Consider the following 22,468-nt stretch of genomic DNA (forward strand, 5'->3'; position numbering starts at 1 on the left):
AGCATGGAGCGGCCGCTCCTCGTCTATACCACCTTCCCCGATGCCGGGACGGCCCTCGATATCGGCGAGGCGCTGGTCCGCGACAGACTCGTCGCCTGCGTCAACGTGCTGCCCGGCATGCGCTCGGTCTACGCCTGGAAGGGCGCGGTGGAGCGGGGCGAGGAGGTGGTGGCGATCCTCAAGAGCCGCGAGGGGCTGAAGCAGGACCTGGCGGCGGCGCTGAAGGCCCGACACCCCTACGAGACGCCGATCCTCCTGTACCTGCCCGTGGCGGATGCGGATCCGGGTACGGCGGCCTGGATCATGTCCGAGACTCAGGCGCCGCCGACCGGGTAGCTGCGGCCCTTCCAGGTCGCGGCCCCGGCGCGCTCGCGGCGCAGCAGCACGTTCCACTGGATCGCCAGCGCCACCAGCACGGTCGCCGGATGCAGCAGGATCGTCGGCAGCGGCTCGCGGGACCGGAGCGTGATCGCCGCGCGGGCGGCGAGCGACAGGGCGAGCGCGGCCAGGGCCGCGGCGAAGGCCATGAAGGGGAGCAGCCCGAACAGGCCGGCCGGCACGAGGAGCCAGGGGACGACCTGGCCCAGCAATAGCAGCGCCGTCCAGACCGGCAGGGCGCGGGGCGTGGCCATGCCCTCGTGGGCGTTCTTGGAGAACCCGGCCCAGGATTGCCGGAAGCCCGCATACATCCGGCAGGCCGCGAGCCGATGGCCCGCGACGAGGTCGGTGCGATGGCCGGCCGCCCGCATCAGGCGGGGCAGGCGCACGCCGTCGTGCAGGGTCTCGCGGATGGCACCGTGGCCGCCGGCCGCGTGGTAGGCGGCTCGGTCGACCAGCACCAGCTGCCCGCAGGCCGCCCCCAGCGCCGGGTCGCGGGACGCGCGCATCATCGGCACGGGCAGGTAGCCGACGAGAAGGAAGTTGATCATCGGCACGGTGAGCATCTCGCCCGGCGAGCCCATGACTTGGCGCGGCACGCCGCTGACCAGGGCCGCCCCGCTGGTGCGGGCCTGCGCCGCCAGCGCGGCGGCTGCCACAGGTTCGAGGTGGACGTCGGCGTCGATGAACAGCAGGTGCGCCCCCCGCGCCTGCTCCGCCAGATGGGCGCAGGCGTGGTTCTTGCCGGTCCAGCCCTCGGGCAGGGCCGGCACCGGGACGAGGCGCAGGCGCGGATCCGCGATCCCGCGGACGATCTCGGGCGTCGCGTCGGTGGAATGGTCGTCCCCGACCAGCACCTCGACGGGCACGCCCGTGCTCGCGAGCGCCGCACGGACGGTGCGGGCGATGTTGGCCGCCTCGTTGCGGGCCGGGATCAGGATCGAGACGAGGCCGCCCGCGCCCGCGTCCGGCACCGGGGTGCGCAGCAGGGGCAGGTTCATGCCGGCAAACAGCACGGGCTGGAGGGCCACGACGAGGCAGAGCAGCGCGAGGACCACCAGCGCGAGATCGAGCATCACTTCACGAGCCTGCGGGGGTCGGCGCGATGGGCCGGGTCGAAGGAACGCCCGGAGACGAGGGCCGCGAGCCGGCGCCAGCCGTCGTAGAGCCCGCCGATCCCCTTGGCGCCCGACACCAGGTCCCGGAAGCGCTCGGGCTCGCGGGAGACCACGTCGGCGGCGAGGCGATCGAGGGTCGCGGTGAGGGCGGCCTCCAGATGGGCGAGGCGCTCGGGCCGCGGCAGGGCCAGCAGCTCGGAGGCTGGGATGGCCGCCCCGAAGGCGGCGAAGACCTCCGCGCCGCGCTCGTCCCAGAAGGCGTATTCGAGGGCGAGCGGCACGAACAGGGCATCGGGGGCGATCTCGGCCAGCCGCGCCACGCCGGGGCGCAGGTCGAGGGGCCGGGCGCGCACGTCCACGAAGCGCCCCTGCGCCGTGATCCAGATCACCTGGGCCGGCCGGGTCAGGATCGCCCGCACGGCGGCCAGGAACTGGGCGGCGCCGCGGGGGCTGTCGAGGTCGACGGGGAAGGCGCCGAGGCGCCGGAAGATGCCGTAGCGCTCGAGCATCCGCGCGTCGAAGGGGGCGCGGTTCTCGCGCCCGGGAAACAGCAGGCCGCCCAGGAGGATGATCACGCACGCGTCCCACCAGGACGGGTGGTTGGAATAGATCACCAACGGCCCGGCATGGGACGCGTCGGGCGGCGTGCCCCAGCGAGGCAGGCGCAGGGCGTTCATGTGCCGGCGCAGGAAGCGCCCGAACCACGCCACCATGAAGCGCCAGATCACGGGCGAGATCGGCTCCGGCCCGGCCTCGCCCTGCCTGCGCCCCGCGGACGTGCTCACGCGGATTTGCGCAGGTCGCCGCGGGCGTCCTGGTCGTGCGCGTCGGCGGCGATCCAGCCCGACATCATCACCATCGGCATGCCCGGCCCCGGATGGGCGGCGCCGCCCGCGAGGTAGAGGCCGCGCACCTGCCGCGAGCGGTTGCCGGGCTTGAAGGCACCCATGACCTTGCCGTGGGAGGCCAGCCCGTAGATCGCCCCGTTCAGGACCTTGTAGCGCTCGTGGATGTCCTGCGGCGTCAGGTGGCGCTCGACCACGATGCGCTCTTCCAGGTCCGGCATCCCGGCCGTGCGCTTGAGCTTGTCCAGGATCACCTGCCGGTAGGCCGGGAACATCGTCTTCCAGTCGTGGTGCGGCCGCAGGTAGGGCGTGTGCACCAGGACGTAGAGGGCCTCGCCGCCGTCGGGCGCCACGGACGGGTCGGTGGAGGAGGGGGCGGCGAGGTAGGCGGTCGGGTCGGGGGCCGGCTCGCCCTTGCGGTAGATCCAGTCGAACTCCTCTTCCGGGTCGCGGGAGAAGACGAAGTCGTGGTGGTTCAGGTGCTCGTAGCGCCGGTTCAGGCCCAGATAGAGCACCACGCCGGAGCAGGCCGGCTCGGGGTTCTTCTTCGCGTAGGCCCGGCCCGCCTCGCCGCCGACGAGCTCGGTGTAGGTGCGCACCGAATCCATGTTCGAGATCACCGCGTCGAAGGGCGTCTCGCCTTCGCGGGTGCGCACGCCCGTGACGGTCCCCTTGTCGATGGTGAGGCCCGTCACCTCAAGGCCGGGCTTGAGGGTGGCGCCGAGTTCGCCCGCGAGCCTCGCCAGGGCCTCGGCCACGGCGCGGGTGCCGCCCATCGGATACCAGACGCCTTCGGCCGTCTGCATGTGGGCGATGGCGCAGAGCACGGCCGGCGCGCCGTAGGGGGAGGAGCCGACATATTGCACGAAATGGTCGAGCATCTGCGCCAGCCGCGCATCCTTGACCTTGCCGCGGATGGTGCTCGCCACCGAGGCGTGCATGCGCAGGGACAGCACGTCGCGGAGCGTCCCGGGGTTCATGTTGGCGCGGATGTTGATGGTGTCGAACAGGTCCTCCACCGGCTTCCAGAAGAAGAACTTTTCCGAAACTTGGTGCAGGTTCTCCGAGATGGAGAGGAATTTTTTGTAGCCGTCCCCGGTGCCGGGGGCGAAGCGCTCCATGTCGCCGGCCATGCGCTCGACGTCCTGCATCAGGTCGATGCGGGTGCCGTCGTCGAAGAAGCAGCGCCATTGCGGGTCGAGGCGGCGCAGGTCGAGGTAGTCGCGCAGGTCGCGCCCGGCTTCCGCGAAGATGCGCTCCAGCACGCGGGGCACGGTGAGGATGGTCGGCCCCATATCGAAGCGGAAACCGCCCTCGTGCAACACCGCGGCCTTGCCGCCGAGCCAGTCGTTCTTGTCGTAGAGGGTGACGCGGTGGCCGCGCGCGGCCGAGACGCAGGCGGCGGCCAAACCGCCCAGCCCGCTGCCGATGACGGCGACCGAGGAATCCTGGCTCATCTGGAACGTCACTCCCCGAGCGCCACGCAACGCCCCTCTCCGGCGTGAAGCTAGGCCACATGCGAGGCCGGTCAACGCGCTAACGCGTCGCGCTCGCGGTGCAGCTTGCCCGAAAAGTCACTCACAGGGCTTAGAATTCGGCGTCGGGCAACGGAAAGACCGTGACGGACCCATCCGCCTCGATCGCGAGAGCCTTGCTGACGAGGTCGGGCAGGATTTCGAGATGATCGTGAGCGCGGGCAAAGAAGGCGCATTGCGGGCCTCTCGACAGGTTGGGGACGATCACGACCGAGCCGTCATGGACAGGCTCGCGCGCGTGGACGCGGGGGAAGTCAGACTGGTTGTTCGGGTGTTGCGGTCGAAACGTGCCGGGTTGAGGAGAAGCGCGTCCCGCTCTCAGGCCACCCGCCGCCCCACCAGCCCGAGCGCCACCCCCAGCCCGGCGAGCGCCAGGGCCGCGAGCACGCCCCAGGCCGGGAGCGCGGCCCCAAGCCCCTCGCCCAGGGCCCCCTGATACGCCTCGATCGCCCAGGCGTTCGGAGTGAACCAGCCGGCCTGCTGGAGCCAGGGGGGCATCAGGAAGCGGGGGACCATGCTGCCGCCCACGGCCGAGAGCAGGAGCACGCCGAAGGTCGAGGCGAGATGCGCCTGCTGGCGGGTCGCGGAGGCCGCGCAGGCCGCGAGCGCCAGGCCGGCCGCCATGCCGGAGACAAGGAGGCAGGTGACGAGGAAGGCCGGCCAGTGCGGGCCGATCTCGACGCCGTAGAGGAGGGCGGCGGCTGAGAAGATCAGGCCGGCCTGGACCACGCCCTGGAGGGTCAGGAAGCCGAACTTGCCGAGCACGATCACGGCGAGCCCGCCGGGGCCGGCCATCAGGCGGTCGGCCAGGCCCGAGGACCGCTCCTCGACGAGGGACATCGCCCCCTGCATCGCGGCAAACAGCAGGAACACCGCCGTGATGGCGCCGGCATAGTAGCTCACCCGCGCGTTGGCCGCCGTCGCGGCCGTGCTGCGGCGCTCGACCAGGGCGGCGAAGGAGAAGGGCTCCTTCCGGGCGCGCTGCTCGGCGAAGGCCTCGTCGAGGAAGGCGCGCTCGTCCGGGCCGATCTTGCCGCTGCGCTCCACGTCGGCGACGATGCGGGAGAGCACCACGTCGGGCAGGGCCTCGTTCAGCACCCGCTGGAGCTGGCCGAGGGCGATCGGGCTCGCCAGGGCCCGGGCCGGGTTCTCGACCAGCACCACCGGCTGGTCGGCCGGCGCGGGGGCGGCGGCGGGGGCGGCGGCGGCGAGGTCGCCGCGCAGCACCAGCGCCACGTCGACCTCCCCGGACCGGACGGCGCGGGTCACGTCGTCCAGGCTCGCGCCGTGCAGGCGCGTGACGCGCAGGGACGGGTCGGCCTCCAACGCGCCCATCAGGCGCTGCGTCGTCGGGGTGCCGGCGAGGTCGGCCAATCCGAGATGGATGCGGATGCGGTCGCCGACAGCCCCGGAGAAGATCGCGGCGAAGATCGAGAAGATCACGGTGGGCAGGACGAAGGCCATCACCAGCGCGGCACGGTCGCGCAGCAGGCTGAGCAGCATGACGCGGAAGGCGGCGCCGATCATCGGGACGCCCCGGCCATCAGGGGGCGCGGCGCATCCGGGACGGGGCGTGGCGTCAGGGCATCGAGGTAGAGGGCCTCCAGCCCCGGCGTCCGCACGCGGATCTCGGCCGCGGGGACGCCCTGGGCGCGCAGCGCCCCGAGCAGGGCCGCCCCGTCGAGGCCCTGCTCAGGACGGCCGGCGGTGCGCCAGGTCAGGGACGGCCCGGCCGGCCCGGCCTCGGCCGGGGCGAAGCCGGCCCGCCGCAAAACCGCCTCCGCCGCAAGTTCGGCGGGGGCGCCCAGCAGAACCTCCCGCTCGGGCGCCCCGGTGCGGAGTTGCGCGAGCAGGCCGGCAAGGTCGCCCTCGCGGACGACCCGCCCCCGCGCCAGGACGGCGACGCGGTCGGCGAGGTGGCCGGCCTCGGCGAAATCGTGGGTGGCGAGCAGGATCGCGGTGCCCTCCGCCCGCAGCCGCCCGAGCACCGCGTGGATCGCGGCGCGGGCGGCCAGATCCACCCCTTGCGTCGGCTCGTCGAGGAGGACGAGGCGGGGGCCGCCCATCAGGCTCACCGCGATGTTGACCCGGCGCTGGTAGCCCCCGGAGAGCAGGCCGACCGGCCGGCCGGAGACGTCCGCGATCTCGGCCAGATCCAGGGCGGCCGCGACGGCCGCCCGGCGCCCGCGCCGCGTCACGCCGGCCAACTGGGCGAACACGCCGAGGTTCTCCGCCACGGTGAGGCGGGGATAGAGCGCGATCTCCTGGGGCACCCAGCCGATGGCCCGCCGGGCGGCGGGCTCCCGGAACGGGTCGGCATCCAGCACCCGCACGCTGCCGGAACGCGGGGCGAGGCGGCCGGCGACGAGGCGCATCAGCGAGGTCTTGCCGGCCCCGTTGGGGCCGAGCAGCGCCAGGACCCGCCCGGATACGAGGTCGAGGTCGACGCCGTCCAGCACGCGCCGCTCCCGATAGGCCAGCACCGCCTGCGAGACCCGGACCAGGGGTTCGGGCGTCGCCATCCGCCCCGTCAGCGCCGCGCGAGGGCGCGGACGAGCCGCACCCGGATCACGGTGCCGGGCTCGCGCAGGCCGAAGGCGGCGCGGGCGAAGTCGGGCCGGGCCCTGCGGCCGGCATCGCCGGAGAAGCCGTAGGGCTCCTGCGGCAGGCCGAGGCCGGTGCGGTCGAGGCGGCGGTTGCCGTTCATGTCCTGGAAGGCGGCGACCGCGTAGGTGCCTGCCTCCACGTCGCGGAAGACGAAACGCCGGCTCGCCCCGCCGGCCGACGCATCCTGCCCGTCCGTGCAGGACGCCTCCGTGAGACCGCCCTGGCAGAGGGCGACGTAGACGGGGCCGCCCGCCTCGATGCCATCGACCTCCACCTCCACCGTGGCGGCCAGGGCCGGCCAGGCGAGCATCAGCGCGCCCGCGACGATCGGGCCGAGGCCGCCCCGGGCGAGCGGAACGGCACTCACGACGCCTCGCCGCCGGTGGCGAGGGCGGCCGTCTCCGGAAGGCCGGAATCGGCGGCCACCCGCGCCCCGGCCAGTTCCTCGATCAGCAGGCGGGCCGAGATGCGGGCGCCCTCGTAGATCACCGGCAGGCCGGAGCCCGGATGGGTGCCGCCGCCGACGAGGTAGAGGCCCGGCCCGAAGCGGTTGTGGGGCCGGAAGTAGAGCATCTGCATCAGGTCGTGGGCGAGGTTGAAGGTGGCGCCTTCGTACACGGAGAAGCCGTCGCGCCACTCGGTCGGGTCGACGATGCGCTCGTAGCGGATGCGCCCTTCGATGTCGTCCAGCCCGAGGAGCTTCAGCCTCTCCAGCACCAGGGCGCGATACGAGGCGCGCGTCCGCGCCCAGTCGATCCCGGCCTTCAGGTTCGGCACGGGGACGAGGACGTACAGGGCGGTGTGGCCCGGCGGCGCCATGCCGCCGTCGGTGTAGCCGGCGTGCTGGACGTAGAGGGAGGGCTGCATCGGCAGCGTGCCCTCCGTGATCTCGGCGATGTTGCGCTCGTATGCCTCGGCCAGCAGGATGGTGTGGTGCCCGAGCCCGGCCGGCATCTTACCTTCGATGCCGAGATACATCATGAAGGTCGAGCAGGAGAGCCGGGCCTTCCCGATCTTGGCGTCGCGCCAGCGGGGGCGGTGCGTTTCCGGGACGAGGTCCTGGATGACCTTGGCGAAATCGCCGTTGATCACCACCGCGTCGGCGCGGACGTGCTGGCCGCCGACCATGACGCCGTCGGCGCGTTTGCCGGCGAAGGTCACGCGCTCCACGGCCTCGCCGAGGCGAAGGTCGACGCCCATGCGGCGGCACAGGCCCGCCATCGCCTCCGAGACCGCGCCGCAGCCACCTACGGGATGGTAGACCCCGTGCTCGTATTCGAGGAACGAGAGGATCGTGAACAGGCTCGGGCAGCGGAAGGGCGACATCCCGAGGTATTTGGTCTGGAAGGCGAAGGCGAGGCGCACCCGCGGGTCGGCGAAGTAGCGCCGCAGGTCCCGGTCGACGCTGCGGCCGGGATGCAGGTGGGGCAGCGCCCGCAGCATGCCGGGGCTCGCCATGCTGCGCAGCGTGTGGAACGCCTGCTCCAGCACCGGCTTGAAGAACTTCAGCTTCACCCGGTTGTCGGCGAAGAATTTCTTCACGTTCTTCGCGTCGTCGGGGGCGATGCGGGCGACCTCGGCCTCCAGGCGCTCCATGTCGCCGGTGGCGCGGATCTCGCCGCCCGCCTCGAACACGAGGTGGTATTGCGGATCGAGCCGCTCCAGCTTGACGTGACCCTCCAGGCGCTCGCCGCAGCTCTCGAAGATGTCGGCCAGGATCTGGGGATAGAGGAAGAAGGTCGGGCCGATGTCGAAGCGGTAGCCGCCCGGCGCGTCCACCGTCTTGGTCCGGCCGCCGACCTGCCCGTCCTTCTCGAACAGCGTGACGTGGATGCCGGCCCGCGCCAGCAGGAGTGCCGTGGCCAGCCCGCCGGGGCCCGCCCCGACGACGACGACCCGGCGCCCGGACAAGGTCCGCAAACCGTCCCCTGACTGAAGCAACGCCACCGACTCCCGAATTTCCGTGCGCACGCGACACCGCGCGGGACTATCCGTCTCCGCCGACGCATCCAGCCAAGCTAGCGTCCCCCCAGGGTACGGCAATTGCAGCCCTTTGTCGCGCGCCGGGAGGTTCATGACAGCCGGTCCCGCATCCGGGCGAGGTGATGCAGGGCGATGGCGCCCGCCGTGGCGACGTTCAGGGAATCGAAGCCCGGTGCCATCGGGATGCGCAGGCCGCGCGCCCGCGCCAGCAGGCTTCCCGGCAGCCCAGGCCCCTCCGTCCCGAGGAGGAGCAGGGCGCGGGGGAGGGCGGGCAGGTCCGCGAGGTCGGTGGCGCCCGCCGGGCTCAGGGCGAGGGGCACGAGGTCCCGTTCCCCGGCGAAGGAGAGCCAGTCCTGCCCGGCCGGCAGGCGCGCGAACGGGACGGTCAGCGCCGCGCCGGCCGAGACGCGGATCGCCTTGCGGTAGAGGGGATCGCAGGTGGCCGCGTCGCACAGGACGGCGTCGGCGCCGAAGGCGGCCGCGTTGCGGAACAGGGCGCCGACGTTGTCGTGGTTGGTCAGGCCGGCGAGGCCGACGACCAGTGCCGGGGCGGGGGCGTCCGGCACCAGGGCGGCAGGAGTGGGGTCCTCGCCGCGGATGCCGATCGCGAGCACGCCGCGATGGATCGGGAACCCGGTCACGGCGCTCATCGCCGCCTTGCCCGCGAGGTAGACCGGCGGCGGCTCTGGGCAGGCCTCGAGCGCCCCGGCGAGCCCGTCGAGGCGCTCCGGGGCGAGCAGGACCGATTCGGCCCGGAAGCGCGCACGGCCCGAGAGCAGCAGCCGCAGGGTCACCTCGCCCTCGACGACGAAGCGGCCTTCACGGCCGACGAGGTCGCGCTCGCGCATCCGCGCATAGGGGGCGAGCCGCGGGTCGGCCGGGTCCTCGATCGTGACGGGCGGGGGCATGGCTCAGGCTCCGGACCGTCCGCGGTAACCGTCCCGCCGGAGATACCGGGGCACGGGTTCGATCAAGGCTGGGGCGGCTGAGGCGGCCGCGATAGTCTTGACGCCGGGACGGGTGAGGTTCGGGAACGGGCGCGATGTCATCGGATGCGATCTGGCGACGCTACGGCGAGCACGATCCCTATTACGGCGTCCTCACCCTCGACAGCTATCGCAAGGACAGGATCGGGGCGAACCGGGAGGCGTTCTTCGCCTCCGGCGAGGCCGTCGTGGCGGAGGTGCTGGACCGGGTCGAGGGGGCCGTCGGCCCGGTGCGGCGCGGGCACGCCCTGGATTTCGGTGCCGGGGTCGGGCGCCTGAGCCTGCCGCTGGCCCACCGCTTCGCCCGCGTCTCGTCCGTCGACCTCGCCCCCGGCATGCTGCGGGAACTGGCGCGCAACGCCGCCGAGCGGGGGCTCACGAACCTCACCCTCCGGGACAGCGTCGCGAGCGCCCCCGGCGAGATCGACTTCGCCCTCAGCCTGATCGTGCTCCAGCACATCGCCACCGATCGGGGGCTCGCGGTCGTCCTGGCGATCTGGGACCGGCTCGCACCGGGCGGCGTGCTGGCCCTCGACGTGCCGGTGGCGAGCCGCCGCTCGCGGGCCTGGCACCTCGCCCGCCGCCTGCGGGACCGTGTCCCCGTGGCGCAGACCCTGTGGAACGGCCTGCGCGGCCGGCCCCTGCACGACGGCGGCATGCAGATGAACCTCTACCCGCTGCCCGAGGTCACGGGCGCGCTGTTCGCCCGCGGCGCCGCGGCGGTGACCCTGCTGCCGACGCAGCCCGACCCGTTCTTCTCGGGCGCGCTGATCGTCTGCCGGAAGGGGTAGGGCGTCGGCGCGCAGTCGCGCCTGCCGACGGCAGACGAGGCGACGTCGACGGCCGTTGGTGTTACGCGCCGCGTCCGCCGCCCATCCGCACGGCCAGGGGATCGGCTTCGGCCTTGGTCGGCACCTTCACCAGGGCCTCGCCGTCGAGCACAACCTCGCCGGCCACCGAGCAGGTGCATTTGAGCCGGGCGCGCCGGCGCTCGGGCACGAGTTCGGCCACCTCCACCGTCACGTCGACGGTGTCGCCGATGCGCACCGGCGCGCGGAAGTTCAGGGTCTGGCTGATGTAGACGGCGCCCGGGCCGGGCAGCCGCGTGCCGAGCACCGCCGAGATCAGCCCCGCCGTGTAGAGGCCGTGGGCGATGCGGGTGCCGAAGGGCGTGCGCGCCGCGAAGTGCTCGGACAGGTGGATCGGGTTGCGGTCGCCTGTGATCTCGGCAAATCCCACCACGTCCGAGGAGGCGATGACCTTGGACAGGGTCTCCGACAGCCCGACTTCGAGGTCTTCGAAGTACAGGATCCGCAATTCGGGCAGCATGTCCGAGACTCCTCGTTCCGGCCGAATGGATTTCGGTCCGATTGTGAAACCGCCTCGCACAGTCGCGCCGCCAAATCCAGCCGGACCAACAGCCAATGCGGAGCCCTCGACAGGGCACGCCCCATGGGCGATGAGGCGCGCGAGCCTTAAGGACCACCGCCCATCTCCGTGCCGGACGAACCCGCCTCCCCACCCTTGCGCCCGGTCGTCGCCCGCGTGGCGGGGCTGAACCTCGCCTATTTCGCCGTCGAGATCGCGGTGGCGCTGGCCATCGGCTCGGTGGCGCTGATCGCCGACAGCCTGGACTTCCTGGAGGATGCGGCGATCAACCTGCTGATCTTCGCAGGCCTCGGCTGGAGCCTGAGGAACCGCGCCCGCCTCGGCACCGCCATGGCCGGCATCCTCATGGTGCCGGCGCTCGCCACGGCCTACGCAGCCTACGAGAAGGTCTCGGACATGAGCCCGCCGGCCCCGCTCCCCCTGACGCTCACGGGCCTCGGGGCGCTGGCCGTCAACCTTACCTGCGCGGCCATGCTCGCCCGCCACCGCACGGGCGCCGGCAGCCTGACGCGGGCGGCCTACCTCTCCGCCCGCAACGACGCCTACGCCAACCTCGCCATCATCGCCGCCGGCCTCGTCACCGCGCTCCAGCCCTCGCCCTGGCCGGACCTGGCCGCGGCGGCCGGCATCGCGATCCTCAACGCGGATTCGGCCGGCGACATCTTTCGCGCAGCCGCGGCCGAGCGGCGGGCCGCCCGCGACGCGGAATCGTAGCCGATGCGCCTGTTCCCGATCTCCGACCTCCACCTGGAGCGCCGCCGCCTCGACCTGATCCCGCCCCCGAGCGGGTCCTTCGATGTGATGGTCTGCGCGGGCGACCTCTGGGAGGGCCACCCGGAGCGGGGCCTGGCGGCCCTGCTGCATCTCTCCGGCGGCAGGCCGATCGTGCTGGTGCCGGGCAACCACGAGCATTACGCCCCGACCGGCGACGACCGCACCGCGCCCGACCTCCTCGCCGCCCTGGAGGCCGAGGTCGCGCTCATCAATGCCGGCGGCCCGCGCATCCACCTCCTGCAACGGGGGACGTCCTGCATCCTCGACGGGGTGCGCTTCGTCGGCACCACCCTGTGGAGCGACTGGTCGCTGGCCGGCCGCTGGCTCGGCCCCGACATCCCCGACCGGCCGGCCGACCCGGTCGCCTACGCGGCCGCCCGCATGACCGACCCGGTCACCGGCTCGCGGGAATATCGCGGCGCGATCCGCAAGGCGGACGGCAGCCCCTGGCAGCCCGCCGACGCGATGGCGGCGCATGCGTCCGAGCGCGCGGCCCTGCTGGCGGCCCTCGCGGCACCGTTCGATGGCCCGAGCGTGGTGGTGACGCACCATCCCGCGAGCCCGCTTGCGGCCGACGCCTTCCGCGGCGCGCCGGGCGTGCCCTGGTGGGTGCCGGCCTTCTACGCCACCACCGTGCTCGACGACCTGCCCGACGCGATGCGCCCGCGGGCCTGGGTCTCGGGCCATTTCCATGCCGGCCACGACCTGCGGATCGGGCGCTGCCGCTGGGTGGCCAACCCCGTGGAGGGGACGACGTTTCGGGTCGATGCCCGCATCGACCTGTAGAGCGATCCGGCATTCGCAGGGCACCGGAAACCGCAGCCGGGTTCCGCGCGTAGGAGAGCGGCCGTCATCGCCAGGGAACCCGCGCCCATGAACGCCTTCATCGCCGTCGTCCTCGTCTGCGCCAACACCGTCGCGCAGGAAGCCTGCACCGACGACAGGGCCCTGGAGGTCCGCAAGGTCCGGGTGGCGAACGAGCTGGGCTGCACCAACGGCTGGCAGGAGATCATCGCCCGCACGGACCTGCGCGAGGAGGTCGGCAAGACCACCTACCTCAAGACCGAGTGCCGCCGGGTGAAGCAGGCCGAGTGAGGCCGCGACCGGCCGGCGCACTCGGCCGGGCGGTCAGTTCCGCTTGTCGAGGGGGCGTCCCAGCAACCGGGCGAACTCGGCCTCGATCTCCTCCACCGAGAACGGATTCGGCGCGGCCTCGGGTTTCGGGCGGGGAGCGGCCGGCGGGGGTGGCACGGGGGGCGCCGGCCTGACCTCGGCCGCGGGTGGCGCAGGCGGGGCCTCCACGACCGGAGGAGGGGGAGGGGGAGGGGGCAGGAACGACTCGGGGCTCGGTTCGCGGGCGGGCGCCTCGGCGGCCACGGCCGGAGGCTGGACGGGCGGCTCCACAGGAGGCGCCGCTGCGACCGGTGGCGCAGCCGCCATCGCCGCCGCCATCGGGTCGATGACGGGCGCCGGAGCCGGCTGCGCGACCTGAGGCGGCGCGGGCGCGGCGGGAGGCGTCTGCGCGACGGCGGGCGGGGGCGTCACCGCCGTCGCGGTCCGGCCCAGGGCCGCCTTCAGCTGGCGGGCCATGTCCGACAGGATCGCCGGATCGACCGCGCGGCGCTCGGGCGGGGCGGCCACCGGCGGCACGGGGGCCGGGGCGGCCTCGGGCGGCGCCTCCTCGGCCCGGCCGCGCTCGGAGGCCACGTCCGGGCGCGGGTTGACCAGGGGTGGCGCCGTGCGCAGCAAGGTGCGCTTGGCCGGGGCCTCAGGGCGCGGGCCGGCGACCACGGGGTCCGGCGTGCGGCCGGCCGGCGGCCCCTCGTCGGGGCCGAGGGCGGCCGCGTCGAGGGGGTGCGTCACGGGGGGGACGGCCCGCGATCCCGGCACAGCGGCGGGCACCACCACCGGCATCTCGAAGCGGGGTTCGAAGACCGGTTCCGGGCGGCGCGCCTCGCGGGCGGCGCCCATGTCGGGGACCGGCTCGGGCAGGGGCTCGGAGACGAGTTCGGGCAGCGGCTCGGCCATGGCCTCCGGCCGCAGGGCGGGCTCGGCCGGCGCGCGCTGGCCGCGCTGGATGTGGCGCTCGATCACCACGTCGTTGGGGCCGCCGACGAGGAGCAGGTGCTCGACGTTGTCCCGCCGCAGCAGGATGAGCTGGCGCTGGCGGTCGAGCTCGTAGATGTCGACGATGCCGAGTCGGGGCTGGCGCCCGCGCTGCCCGGAGCGGCCGGGCATGGAAAGGCCGCGGCCGGTGAGCCGGCGCACCAGCAGGACGATGACCGTCAGCACCGCGAAGATGACCGCGAAGATGCTGACGTACTGAATGATCGGAGAGCCGTCTGAGCCGAACACGGATTGCAACCCCAGCAAGGCCGAAACTCTCGTTTCCCGGACCCGAAGGGGTCCCGCACAAGTGCAGCCTCGATATCACGCCCGGCCGGGGGGCGGGCAATCGCCGTTAAAACTTCGTTAACAGCTTCCCGACGCCGGCAATCTTTACCGGCTGTTAACCATGCAGGCGGCAGATTTTGCCGACCGGGCGGATCGCGGCCGGTCCATCCCGGAGCGCAGCCCGTGGCCGTCACCGACATGCCGCTCCTGTCCATGCTGCGCACGCGCATGCAGTGGCACCAGACCCGGCAGAAGCTCATCGCCGAGAACGTGGCCAACGCCGACATGCCGGGCTTCCGCCCCCGCGACCTCGCGCCCCTGAGCTTCGACCGGGCGAGCGGGCAGCCGTCCGCCACCGGCCCCGGCCTGACGCTCACCAGCGCCGGCCACATCGCGCCGACGGGGGAGGCGGGGGCCGGGATCGAGGCGCGGCGGAGCAAGGGCTTCGAGGTCCGCCCCAGCGGCAATGGGGTGAACCTGGAGGAGGAGATGATGAAGTCCGGCGACAACCAGACGGACTACCAGCTCGCCGCCTCCCTCTACCAGAAGAGCCTGGACGCCCTGAAGATCGCCGTCGGCAAGCGCTGACATCCGGGACTGAGGAGGGGCCGCCATGGATTTCACCAAGTCGCTGTCGATCGCCGCCGCCGGGCTCAAGGCCCAGTCCGGGCGCATGCGCATCATCGCGGAGAACATCGCCAACGCCGATTCCGCGCCCTCGACCCCGGCCGGCGAGCCCTACCGGCGCAAGATCCCGACCTTCACCAGCCACATGGACCGGGAGACCGGCGCCTCCCTGGTCGAGACCGGGCGGGTGCGCCGCGACCAGACGGCCTTCCGCACCAAGCACGATCCCGGCAACCCGGCGGCCAACGACAAGGGCGAGGTGCGCATGCCCAACGTCAACAGCCTGATCGAGAACATGGACATGCGCGAGGCCCAGCGCTCCTACGAGGCCAACCTGAACATGGTCACCGCCACCCGGCGGATGATCTCCAAGACCCTCGAGATCCTGAAGTAGCGCCATGGCCAGCAGCAATTTCGCGGCCGGCGCCTACGCCGCCGTCCAGAACGTCGGCGGCCTCAAGGGCGCGCCGAGGATCCAGCCCGCCCAAGGGGCCGGCACCGACTTCACCAAGCTTCTGGGCCAGGCCCTAGACAACGTCGGCGAGGCCGGCCGCAAGGCCGACGCGCAGGCGCTGTCGGTGGCCGCCGGCAAGGCCAACGTCGTCGACGTGGTCACCGCCGTGGCCGAGAGCGAGACCGCCCTCCAGACCATGGTGGCGGTGCGCGACCGCATGATCTCCGCCTACGAGGAGATCATGCGCATGCAGATCTAGCGCGCGTCCCCTCCCCCTTGCGGGGAGGGGCCGGGGGTGGGGGTGGCCGAGGATCGAGCGATCCGGTGCCTTCTGCACCACCCCCACCTCCGGCTCCTCCCCGCAAGGGGGAGGAGAGGCCCCGCACAGGCACCCGAAAAACACATGACCGGCCTCGCCATCCTCGACGTCGCCCGCGACGGCATCTTCGTGTTCCTCAAGGTCGCCGGGCCCCTGATGCTCGTGGCGCTGGCCGTGGGGCTCGCGGTCTCCCTCGTGCAGGCGCTGACGCAGATCCAGGAGCAGACCCTGATCTACGTGCCCAAGATCGTGGCGGTGTTCGCAGCCCTCCTCCTGATGCTGCCCTTCATGGGCGACGCCATGGCCGGCTACATGATCCGCATCGCCGCCCGCATCGCGGCGGGCCAGTGACCGTGCGGGCCTCGGGCGGGACAGCCGGCGGGCCGGCGTGCCATAGCGCAGGGCATGAACCTGCTCCTGCCCGGGATCGCTGCGGCCTACCTGCTCACCTTCGCCCGCGTCGGCACGCTGATCATGCTGATGCCGGGGCTGGGGGAGCAGTCGGTCTCGCCGCGCCTGCGGCTCGCCTTCGCCCTGCTGGTCTCCCTGGTCCTGTTCCCGACCGTGCGGCCGCTTCTGGCGCTCGGCGACGGGGCCCTGGCCGGTCCGCGGGTGATCGGGCTGCTGTTCGGCGAGACCCTGGTCGGGCTCATCCTGGGGCTGACGGTGCGGATGATCCTGGCAGCGCTGCAGACGGCGGGCGTGATCGTCTCGCAGCAGCTCGGCCTGTCCTACGCCATGACCGTGGACCCGACCATGGGCGGGCAGCAGGCGGCGCTCGGCAACTTCCTGTCGCTGCTCGGCATCACGCTGATCTTCGCCTCCGACCTGCATCACCTGGCCCTGGAGGCGATCGGGCGCAGCTACGTGGTGCTGCCGCCGGACGGGGTGCCGGGCTTCTCGGACGCGGCCATGCTGGCCCTCAAGGCGGTCGGGCGGGGCTTCACCCTGGCGGTGCAGATCTCGTCCCCCTTCATCGCCTTCGGCATCCTGTTCAACCTCGGGCTCGGCGTGCTCTCGCGGCTGATGCCCCAGCTCCAGGTGTTCTTCGTGGCGGTGCCGGCCTCGATCCTGATCGGCATGCTGATCCTGTTCGGCTCCCTCGGCGTGATGATGGGCGTCTTCCTGGACGACCTCGGCCGCTACCTCGGGGACTATGTCGGGCGCTGAGCCCGCGGCCCGCCTGCACGGGGCGCTGAGATGTCCGAGGGCACCGAGCAGGAAGACAAGACCGAAGAGCCGACCCAGCGGCGCCTCGACCAGGCGATCGAGCGGGGCGAGGTCGCCAACAGCACCGAGATCAACACCTTCGCCATCCTGGGCGCCTTCACCCTCGCCCTGGTGATCGCGGGCCCGTCCGTCGCCGACGGGCTGATGCGCGAGATGCGCGGCTTCCTGATGAACGCCCACGCGGTGCCCGACGACGCCCACGCCATGTCCGGCATCGCCGGCCGCAGCCTGTGGATCTGGGCCTCGGCGGTCGCCGTCCCGGTGGGCATGGCGGCCGCCGCCGGCCTCGCGGCGGGCCTGCTCCAGCACCCCCTGGTCTTCACCACCGAGACCCTGGGCCCGAAGTTCGAGCGGCTCTCGCCGATGGCCGGCGTCAAGCGCATCTTCGGGATGGAGGCCCTGTTCCAGTTCGGCAAGGGGCTGGCCAAGATGTCCGTCGTCGGGGTCGTGGTCGCCACGGTGCTGTGGAACGACCGGGACCGGCTCGAGGTCTTCGCCCGGCTCGACCCCGCCGCCTGCCTGCCCGCGATCCTGGCCATCAGCCTCAAGCTGCTGGCCGGGGTGCTCTGCATCCACCTGGCCATCACCCTGGGAGACGCCCTCTACCAGCGGCACAGCTGGCGCAAGCGCCTGCGCATGTCCAAGGAGGAGATGAAGCAGGAGATGAAGGAGAGCGACGGCAACCCCGAGGTCAAGGGCCGCATGAAGCAGCTCCGGATGCAGCGGGTGAAGAAGCGGATGATGGCCGCGGTGCCCACCGCCACCGTGATCGTCACCAACCCGACCCACTACGCCGTGGCGCTGCGCTACGAGGCCGGCATGGCCGCGCCGATCTGCGTGGCCAAGGGCGTCGACGCCCTCGCCCTGCGCATCCGCGCGGTGGCGGCCGAGCACGGCGTGCCGGTGCTGGAGAACCCGCCGCTGGCGCGCGCCCTCCACGCCACCGTCGAGATCGACGAAGAGATCCCGGCCGACCATTACCGGGCGGTGGCCGAGGTGATCGGCTTCGTGATGCGCCTGCGCCGGCGCGCGGCCTGATCCGTGCCCGGCGGCCTTCGCCCCGCGACCACGGTTCGTCCACCTTTTTTCGGTAGGCTTCCCCGTCGCTTGCCCCGCGAGCCCGGGACCGGCGACAACACCCTTGCCGTCTCATGTCCGGCGGGCTTAGTGCACCTCACGGGACGCCCGATCCTCGGGAGGCCTCCCCCTGGCCGCCACGGTGCGGCGGGCGTTCCGTGAGAGGCACGTGACCGGTCCCGGACACCTGGATTGATGCCCCGATGGCCGAGCTGACTGGACACACGGCGCCCGTCTCGGGCTCGATCGACCGCTCCGAGCGTCCGGGCCGCGTCGGGCTGCTGCTCGTCCTGGCCGGGCTCCTGGTCGGCGCCGCGATCGGCCTGTCGTTCGTGGCCAACGAGCAGGCGCAGTCGCTCATCATCTGGCTGCTGGCGCTGCTGGCCATGGCCGGCGTGTTCTTCCTGTTCGCGCTGGCCATCGGCGCGCTCCAGCTGAGCGGGCAGGGCGCGCGCGACGACATCACCAAGGCGATCGTGGACGCCTCCCCCGAGGCCGCCCTGGTGGTGGAGGACGGCGGCCGGCTGATCTACGCCAACGAGGCCTATCTCACCGTCGCGGGCGGCGACAGCTTCTCCAACCTGCGCGCGGTGGAGCGCATCTTCGTCGGCTCGCCGGAGGTGTCGGAGGCGATCTACCGGCTCTCGCAGGCCGCCCGCGACGGGCGCAGCCACACGGAGGAGGTGCGGATGTCGCCCCCGCCCTCCGGAAGCGGGCGCGACTTCGGCTGGTACCGCATCTCAGTGCGCCCCCTGCCGCGGCCCCGGCGCGCGGCAGCGTTCTGGAAGGTGAGCGACATCACCAGCGAGCGCGAGCGCCAGGAGAACGTCTTCCAGGAACTCCAGCACGCCATCGACTACCTCGACCACGCGCCTGCCGGCTTCCTCTCGATCGATCCGGCCGGCACCATCGTCTACATGAACGCGACGCTGGCGGCCTGGCTCGGCTACGACCTCGCCACCGTCGGCCCCGGCGGCCCGCACCTGTCCGAGATCGCCTCGGGGGCCGACGTGCTGACCCGCAGCGCGGGACTGCCCGGCGAGGTCCGCACCGACCGGTTCGACCTGGACCTGCGCCGGCGCAACGGCCACCCCCTGCCGGCCCGCCTCTACCACCGGGTCGCCTTCGGCAAGGACGGCAAGCCCGGCGCCTCGCGCACCTTCGTGATCAACCGCTCGGCCGGCGCCGAGTCCGACGAACCCCAGCGGGCGGCCGAGGTGCGGCTCGCCCGCTTCCTCAACAGCTCGCCCATCGCCATCGCGACGCTGGACCGGGCCGGCCGGATCGCGCGGGCCAACGCCTCCTTCGCGCGCCTGTTCGGCACCACCCCGCGCCACGCCGTCGAGGACGGCACGCCCGAGGCCGGAGCCGAGCCGACGGTGGGGGATTCCGTGGCCGAGCGGGAACGCGCCGGCCTCGACGCGGCGCTGGCCAAGGCGGCCAGCGGGCTCTCCACCGTCGAGCCGATCGAGGTGAACCTGAAAGGACCGGGCGGCCGCTCGGCGCGGGTCTGGCTCAGCACGGCGGGCGGGGGCGAGGGAGCCGGCGGGGGCCTGGACGAGGCCGACCGCGAGAGCGTGATCCTCTACGCCCTGGACGTGACGGCCCAGCGCCAGCTCGAGCAGCAGATCGCCCAGACCCAGAAGATGGACACGGTGGGCCAGCTCGCCGGCGGCATCGCCCACGACTTCAACAACGTCCTCCAGGCGATCATCGGCTATTCCGACCTGCTGCTGGCCAGCCACAAGCCGACCGATCCGGCCTTCCAAGACATCATGCAGATCAAGCAGAACGCCAACCGGGCGGCGGGCCTCGTGCGCCAGCTCCTGGCGTTCTCGCGGCGCCAGACCCTGCGCCCGGAGGTGATGGACGTCGGCGAATCCCTGTCCGAGCTGACGCTGCTGCTCAAGCGGCTGCTCGGCGAGCGCGTCAGCCTGGAGCTGAAGCACGGGCGCGACATCTGGCCGGTGAAGGCGGACGTGAACCAGTTCGAGCAGGTGATCGTGAACCTGGCGGTCAACGCCCGCGACGCCATGCCGAACGGCGGCCGCCTGCTGATCCGCACCCAGAACGTGCTCGATCCGGGCCCGGCCGCGAGCCGGGACGGGCATGGCGGGCCGCCGGCGGGCGACCACGTGCTGATCGAGGTGCTCGACACCGGCGAGGGCATCCCCCCCGAGCTGATGGAGAAGATCTTCGAGCCGTTCTTCACCACCAAGGACATCGGCAAGGGCACCGGCCTCGGCCTCTCCACCGTGTTCGGCATCGTCAAGCAGTCGGGCGGCACCATCGACGTGCAGTCGACGGTGGGCGAGGGCACCTCCTTCCGCATCTACCTGCCGCGCCACGTGCCGACCGAGGCCGAGGAGCCGGCCCCCGCCGCGCTGCCCGCCGCCCCGCGCAAGGCGGAGGCTCCGGCAGCCCTCGACGGGGCCGTCGCGGCCGTGCCGGCCAAGAAGCCCGAGCCGCGCAAGCCCTCGGCCGACCATACCGGGCAGGGGATCATCCTGCTGGTGGAGGACGAGGACCCGGTGCGCGCGGTCAACAGCCGGGCGCTCACGGCCCGCGGCTACACGGTGCTGGAGGCGGCCTCCGGCCTCGAGGCCCTGGCCATCGTGCGCGGGGGGGAACACGTCATCGACCTCGTCGTCTCCGACGTGGTGATGCCGGAGATGGACGGCCCGACCCTGCTGCGCGAGATCCGCAAGCACCTGCCGGACCTGAAGGTGATCTTCGTCTCCGGCTACGCCGAGGACGCCTTCCGCAAGAACCTGCCCGAGGGGGAGGCCTTCAACTTCCTGCCCAAGCCCTTCAGCCTGAAGCAGCTCGTCGAGACCGTGAAGAAGACCATGGCCGACTGACGGGCCCTCCCCCGCCCACGCGGGCGGGGAGGGCGGCGCGGAACCCGTATCCGTGGCGCGAATCCGCCCTTGCCGGACCGGAACAAAAAGGGTACAAAATCGCCCTCAAGGGGCGCATTGAGAACGGCGCCCATCCCCTGCATAAGGATGCCGCGAGAATGGCCCAGCCCGCGTTAAAAGTGGTGGATACGCCCAGCATGGACAAGGACAAGTCGAAGGCGATCGACGCCGCTTTGTCCCAGATCGAGCGCGCCTTCGGCAAGGGCTCGATCATGCGGCTCGGCAAGAACGACAAGATCGCGGAGGTCGATACGGTCTCGACCGGTTCGCTCGGCCTCGACATCGCGCTCGGCGTCGGCGGCCTGCCGCGGGGCCGGGTCATCGAGATCTACGGGCCGGAATCCTCCGGCAAGACCACGCTGGCGCTCCACACCATCGCCGAGGCCCAGAAGAAGGGCGGCGTCTGCGCCTTCGTCGACGCCGAGCACGCCCTCGATCCGATCTACGCGCGCAAGCTCGGCGTGAACCTCGACGACCTGCTGATCTCCCAGCCCGATACCGGCGAGCAGGCGCTGGAGATCACCGACACACTGGTGCGCTCCGGCGCCATCGACGTGCTGGTGGTCGATTCGGTGGCCGCGCTGACGCCGCGGGCCGAGATCGAGGGCGAGATGGGCGATTCGCAGCCCGGCCTCCAGGCCCGGCTGATGAGCCAGGCCCTGCGCAAGCTCACCGGCTCGATCTCGCGCTCGAAGTGCATGGTGATCTTCATCAACCAGATCCGGATGAAGATCGGCGTGATGTACGGCAGCCCCGAGACCACGACGGGCGGCAACGCCCTGAAGTTCTACGCCTCGGTGCGCCTCGACATCCGCCGCATCGCGACCCTGAAGGACCGGGACGAGGCCATCGGAAACAACGTCCGGGTCAAGGTGGTCAAGAACAAGGTCGCGCCGCCCTTCAAGCAGGTCGAGTTCGACATCATGTTCGGCGAGGGCATCTCGAAGGTCGGCGAACTGATCGACCTCGGGGTCAAGGCCGGCATCGTCGAGAAGTCGGGGGCCTGGTTCTCGTACAACAGCCAGCGCCTCGGCCAGGGCCGCGAGAACTCCAAGGGGTTTCTGCGGGACAACCCGGACATCGCGGCCAAGATCGAGTCATCGATCCGCCAGAACTCGGGACTCGTGGCCGAGCGCATCCTGGAGAACGCCAAGCCGACCGAGGACGACCTCGACGAAGGCGAGGCCTGATCGCAGGCCTCACGACCGGGCCGTCCCGGACTTCCGGGGCGGCCTTATACCAATCTGCGCTGATCCCGACCGATGGTCGGGATCAGCGCGTCCGGCGGAGGCCCGCCGCCCCGCTTTCGCGGGGACGAACCGCGATGTGTCGCGCTCACCGCCGTTCGGTATTACGTGAAGAAAATCACCTGGAGCGGCAGCGGCCGGTGTTGGTCCGCTCCTTGTCGCCGTCGTCGTAGTCGATCCCGATGCTTCCGCCGGCGAGCGACGCGATGGTGCCGGGATACCACCGGCCCGCGCCCTTGAAGTTGCACTCCACCTTCCGGCCGATCGCCCAGTCGTAGGGCCGCAGGGCGGCCAGGCTCAGGGTCTCCCGGTCGCCGTCGTCGTAGGCGACGGTCACGCGGTCCCCGGACAGGCCCTGGATGATGCCGGGGTACCAGTAGGCGCCGCCCTTGTAGCGGGCCAGGACCCAGTCGCCCGTCGTCTGGGCGGCGGCCCCCGTCGCGACGGCCGCCATCATGCCTGCGGCGCAGGCCAGTCTCGACACGCCACGCATGCGTTCCCCTTCCGATGCCCGTAGTAATTCGTCAGCACGCTCGCAACGCGATCCGGGCCCGCTCCATCGAGGGCGGGCCCGGATCGCGTTG

Annotated in this window: 25 protein-coding genes; 13 read left to right on the top strand and 12 right to left on the bottom strand. The window is 72.3% G+C overall.

The genetic code is table 11. The annotated features are described in order from the left end of the window. Positions 1–3 precede the first annotated feature (3 nt). Entirely contained in the window at positions 4–336 is a 333-nt protein-coding gene (gene cutA / locus COGEMETH_RS13725; RefSeq protein WP_238183219.1) for a divalent-cation tolerance protein CutA, read from the top strand. Here the strand turns inward: cutA and COGEMETH_RS13730 are convergent. The 9 genes from COGEMETH_RS13730 to COGEMETH_RS13770 all read right to left on the bottom strand — a co-directional run bounded on the left by COGEMETH_RS13730 (position 315) and on the right by COGEMETH_RS13770 (position 9,374). Continuing rightward, positions 315–1,454: a glycosyltransferase family 2 protein gene (locus COGEMETH_RS13730; RefSeq protein ID WP_238183199.1), complete on the bottom strand. Its 1,140-nt coding sequence runs from the start codon at positions 1,452–1,454 to the stop codon at positions 315–317. The two genes, cutA and COGEMETH_RS13730, sit on opposite strands and share 22 nt — an antisense overlap. Next, positions 1,454–2,209, bottom strand: a complete 756-nt coding sequence (locus tag COGEMETH_RS13735) for a lysophospholipid acyltransferase family protein (protein ID WP_238183220.1) — start codon at positions 2,207–2,209, stop codon at positions 1,454–1,456. Before COGEMETH_RS13735 ends, COGEMETH_RS13730 begins: the two co-directional genes overlap by 1 nt. A 68-nt stretch (positions 2,210–2,277) precedes the next feature. Then, positions 2,278–3,798 (bottom strand): phytoene desaturase family protein, encoded by a 1,521-nt coding sequence (locus tag COGEMETH_RS13740; protein WP_238183200.1) that lies wholly within the window; start codon positions 3,796–3,798, stop codon positions 2,278–2,280. A 130-nt stretch (positions 3,799–3,928) separates the two neighbouring features. Next, positions 3,929–4,084, bottom strand: a complete 156-nt coding sequence (locus tag COGEMETH_RS13745; protein WP_238183201.1) for a hypothetical protein — start codon at positions 4,082–4,084, stop codon at positions 3,929–3,931. 110 nt (positions 4,085–4,194) lie between these two features. Next, positions 4,195–5,403 carry an ABC transporter permease gene (locus tag COGEMETH_RS13750; protein WP_238183202.1) on the bottom strand — a complete coding sequence of 403 codons (1,209 nt, stop codon included), beginning with the start codon at positions 5,401–5,403 and terminating at the stop codon, positions 4,195–4,197. Further along, a complete protein-coding gene (locus tag COGEMETH_RS13755; RefSeq protein WP_238183203.1) occupies positions 5,400–6,398 on the bottom strand; it encodes an ABC transporter ATP-binding protein in 999 nt (332 codons plus the stop codon). The genes COGEMETH_RS13750 and COGEMETH_RS13755 overlap by 4 nt, the downstream gene beginning before the upstream one ends. Before the next feature lie 8 nt (positions 6,399–6,406). Further along, a complete protein-coding gene (locus COGEMETH_RS13760) occupies positions 6,407–6,793 on the bottom strand; it encodes a DUF2141 domain-containing protein (RefSeq protein ID WP_238183221.1) in 387 nt (128 codons plus the stop codon). 53 nt (positions 6,794–6,846) lie between these two features. Continuing rightward, complete coding sequence (crtI, locus tag COGEMETH_RS13765; RefSeq protein WP_238183222.1) at positions 6,847–8,424, bottom strand: phytoene desaturase family protein; 1,578 nt, start codon at positions 8,422–8,424, stop codon at positions 6,847–6,849. Between the two features lie 131 nt (positions 8,425–8,555). Continuing rightward, positions 8,556–9,374, bottom strand: coding sequence for a TrmH family RNA methyltransferase (locus COGEMETH_RS13770; protein ID WP_238183204.1), 819 nt, complete (start codon positions 9,372–9,374; stop codon positions 8,556–8,558). A 134-nt stretch (positions 9,375–9,508) separates the two neighbouring features. Here COGEMETH_RS13770 and COGEMETH_RS13775 point away from each other — a divergent pair, with 134 nt between their 5' ends. Further along, on the top strand, positions 9,509–10,243 hold the full coding sequence (locus COGEMETH_RS13775; RefSeq protein WP_238183205.1) for a class I SAM-dependent methyltransferase: 735 nt from the start codon (positions 9,509–9,511) through the stop codon (positions 10,241–10,243). 61 nt (positions 10,244–10,304) lie between these two features. Here COGEMETH_RS13775 and croR read toward each other — a convergent pair whose 3' ends face one another. Then, positions 10,305–10,781: a 3-hydroxybutyryl-CoA dehydratase gene (gene croR, locus COGEMETH_RS13780; protein ID WP_238183206.1), complete on the bottom strand. Its 477-nt coding sequence runs from the start codon at positions 10,779–10,781 to the stop codon at positions 10,305–10,307. Positions 10,782–10,949: 168 nt separating this feature from the next. Between croR and COGEMETH_RS13785 the strand changes: the two genes are divergently transcribed. From COGEMETH_RS13785 to COGEMETH_RS13795, 3 genes are all read left to right on the top strand, one after another. Beyond that, complete coding sequence (locus COGEMETH_RS13785; RefSeq protein WP_238183207.1) at positions 10,950–11,555, top strand: cation efflux transmembrane domain-containing protein; 606 nt, start codon at positions 10,950–10,952, stop codon at positions 11,553–11,555. Between the two features lie 3 nt (positions 11,556–11,558). Then, positions 11,559–12,401, top strand: coding sequence for a metallophosphoesterase (locus COGEMETH_RS13790; RefSeq protein ID WP_238183208.1), 843 nt, complete (start codon positions 11,559–11,561; stop codon positions 12,399–12,401). An 87-nt stretch (positions 12,402–12,488) separates the two neighbouring features. Further along, the gene (locus COGEMETH_RS13795) at positions 12,489–12,710 is read left to right on the top strand and encodes a hypothetical protein (protein WP_238183209.1); all 222 of its coding nucleotides are present in this window, start codon (positions 12,489–12,491) and stop codon (positions 12,708–12,710) included. Positions 12,711–12,743: 33 nt separating this feature from the next. Here the strand turns inward: COGEMETH_RS13795 and COGEMETH_RS13800 are convergent, their stop codons facing one another. Continuing rightward, on the bottom strand, positions 12,744–13,970 hold the full coding sequence (locus COGEMETH_RS13800) for a flagellar biosynthetic protein FliO (RefSeq protein WP_306421747.1): 1,227 nt from the start codon (positions 13,968–13,970) through the stop codon (positions 12,744–12,746). 222 nt (positions 13,971–14,192) lie between these two features. On the opposite strand from COGEMETH_RS13800, the gene flgB reads away from it, so the two are divergent. The 8 genes from flgB to recA all read left to right on the top strand — a co-directional run bounded on the left by flgB (position 14,193) and on the right by recA (position 21,827). Continuing rightward, entirely contained in the window at positions 14,193–14,597 is a 405-nt protein-coding gene (gene flgB, locus COGEMETH_RS13805) for a flagellar basal body rod protein FlgB (RefSeq protein ID WP_238183210.1), read from the top strand. Between the two features lie 25 nt (positions 14,598–14,622). Beyond that, positions 14,623–15,030, top strand: coding sequence for a flagellar basal body rod protein FlgC (gene flgC, locus COGEMETH_RS13810; RefSeq protein WP_238183211.1), 408 nt, complete (start codon positions 14,623–14,625; stop codon positions 15,028–15,030). A 4-nt stretch (positions 15,031–15,034) separates the two neighbouring features. Next, entirely contained in the window at positions 15,035–15,349 is a 315-nt protein-coding gene (fliE, locus tag COGEMETH_RS13815; RefSeq protein ID WP_238183212.1) for a flagellar hook-basal body complex protein FliE, read from the top strand. A 144-nt stretch (positions 15,350–15,493) separates the two neighbouring features. Beyond that, on the top strand, positions 15,494–15,760 hold the full coding sequence (gene fliQ / locus COGEMETH_RS13820) for a flagellar biosynthesis protein FliQ (RefSeq protein WP_238183213.1): 267 nt from the start codon (positions 15,494–15,496) through the stop codon (positions 15,758–15,760). A 54-nt stretch (positions 15,761–15,814) separates the two neighbouring features. Continuing rightward, positions 15,815–16,579 (top strand): flagellar biosynthetic protein FliR, encoded by a 765-nt coding sequence (gene fliR, locus COGEMETH_RS13825; RefSeq protein WP_238183214.1) that lies wholly within the window; start codon positions 15,815–15,817, stop codon positions 16,577–16,579. A gap of 30 nt (positions 16,580–16,609) precedes the next feature. Further along, the gene (flhB, locus tag COGEMETH_RS13830; protein ID WP_238183215.1) at positions 16,610–17,677 is read left to right on the top strand and encodes a flagellar biosynthesis protein FlhB; all 1,068 of its coding nucleotides are present in this window, start codon (positions 16,610–16,612) and stop codon (positions 17,675–17,677) included. A 242-nt stretch (positions 17,678–17,919) separates the two neighbouring features. Then, positions 17,920–20,577, top strand: coding sequence for a cell cycle histidine kinase CckA (gene cckA, locus COGEMETH_RS13835; RefSeq protein ID WP_238183216.1), 2,658 nt, complete (start codon positions 17,920–17,922; stop codon positions 20,575–20,577). 158 nt (positions 20,578–20,735) lie between these two features. After that, on the top strand, positions 20,736–21,827 hold the full coding sequence (gene recA / locus COGEMETH_RS13840) for a recombinase RecA (protein ID WP_238183217.1): 1,092 nt from the start codon (positions 20,736–20,738) through the stop codon (positions 21,825–21,827). A 175-nt stretch (positions 21,828–22,002) separates the two neighbouring features. Here recA and COGEMETH_RS13845 read toward each other — a convergent pair whose 3' ends face one another. After that, a complete protein-coding gene (locus tag COGEMETH_RS13845; RefSeq protein ID WP_238183218.1) occupies positions 22,003–22,377 on the bottom strand; it encodes a tudor domain-containing protein in 375 nt (124 codons plus the stop codon). Positions 22,378–22,468: the final 91 nt, after the last annotated feature.

The organism is Methylobacterium trifolii, assembly GCF_022179685.1.
Classification (GTDB): Bacteria; Pseudomonadota; Alphaproteobacteria; order Rhizobiales; family Beijerinckiaceae; genus Methylobacterium; species Methylobacterium trifolii.

What these genes read in the sequence shown, in the direction of transcription:
- fliQ (WP_238183213.1), top strand. Translation starts at nt 15,494, where the DNA reads ATGACCGGCCTCGCCATCCTCGACGTCGCCCGCGACGGCATCTTCGTG.
- COGEMETH_RS13730 (WP_238183199.1), bottom strand. Translation starts at nt 1,454, where the DNA reads ATGCTCGATCTCGCGCTGGTGGTCCTCGCGCTGCTCTGCCTCGTCGTG.
- COGEMETH_RS13740 (WP_238183200.1), bottom strand. Translation starts at nt 3,798, where the DNA reads ATGAGCCAGGATTCCTCGGTCGCCGTCATCGGCAGCGGGCTGGGCGGT.
- COGEMETH_RS13845 (WP_238183218.1), bottom strand. Translation starts at nt 22,377, where the DNA reads ATGCGTGGCGTGTCGAGACTGGCCTGCGCCGCAGGCATGATGGCGGCC.
- cutA (WP_238183219.1), top strand. Translation starts at nt 4, where the DNA reads ATGGAGCGGCCGCTCCTCGTCTATACCACCTTCCCCGATGCCGGGACG.
- croR (WP_238183206.1), bottom strand. Translation starts at nt 10,781, where the DNA reads ATGCTGCCCGAATTGCGGATCCTGTACTTCGAAGACCTCGAAGTCGGG.
- fliR (WP_238183214.1), top strand. Translation starts at nt 15,815, where the DNA reads ATGAACCTGCTCCTGCCCGGGATCGCTGCGGCCTACCTGCTCACCTTC.
- cckA (WP_238183216.1), top strand. Translation starts at nt 17,920, where the DNA reads ATGGCCGAGCTGACTGGACACACGGCGCCCGTCTCGGGCTCGATCGAC.
- COGEMETH_RS13795 (WP_238183209.1), top strand. Translation starts at nt 12,489, where the DNA reads ATGAACGCCTTCATCGCCGTCGTCCTCGTCTGCGCCAACACCGTCGCG.
- COGEMETH_RS13760 (WP_238183221.1), bottom strand. Translation starts at nt 6,793, where the DNA reads ATGCTCGCCTGGCCGGCCCTGGCCGCCACGGTGGAGGTGGAGGTCGAT.
- recA (WP_238183217.1), top strand. Translation starts at nt 20,736, where the DNA reads ATGGCCCAGCCCGCGTTAAAAGTGGTGGATACGCCCAGCATGGACAAG.
- COGEMETH_RS13770 (WP_238183204.1), bottom strand. Translation starts at nt 9,374, where the DNA reads ATGCCCCCGCCCGTCACGATCGAGGACCCGGCCGACCCGCGGCTCGCC.
- flgC (WP_238183211.1), top strand. Translation starts at nt 14,623, where the DNA reads ATGGATTTCACCAAGTCGCTGTCGATCGCCGCCGCCGGGCTCAAGGCC.
- flhB (WP_238183215.1), top strand. Translation starts at nt 16,610, where the DNA reads ATGTCCGAGGGCACCGAGCAGGAAGACAAGACCGAAGAGCCGACCCAG.
- fliE (WP_238183212.1), top strand. Translation starts at nt 15,035, where the DNA reads ATGGCCAGCAGCAATTTCGCGGCCGGCGCCTACGCCGCCGTCCAGAAC.
- COGEMETH_RS13750 (WP_238183202.1), bottom strand. Translation starts at nt 5,403, where the DNA reads ATGATCGGCGCCGCCTTCCGCGTCATGCTGCTCAGCCTGCTGCGCGAC.
- COGEMETH_RS13775 (WP_238183205.1), top strand. Translation starts at nt 9,509, where the DNA reads ATGTCATCGGATGCGATCTGGCGACGCTACGGCGAGCACGATCCCTAT.
- COGEMETH_RS13790 (WP_238183208.1), top strand. Translation starts at nt 11,559, where the DNA reads ATGCGCCTGTTCCCGATCTCCGACCTCCACCTGGAGCGCCGCCGCCTC.
- COGEMETH_RS13755 (WP_238183203.1), bottom strand. Translation starts at nt 6,398, where the DNA reads ATGGCGACGCCCGAACCCCTGGTCCGGGTCTCGCAGGCGGTGCTGGCC.
- COGEMETH_RS13735 (WP_238183220.1), bottom strand. Translation starts at nt 2,209, where the DNA reads ATGGTGGCGTGGTTCGGGCGCTTCCTGCGCCGGCACATGAACGCCCTG.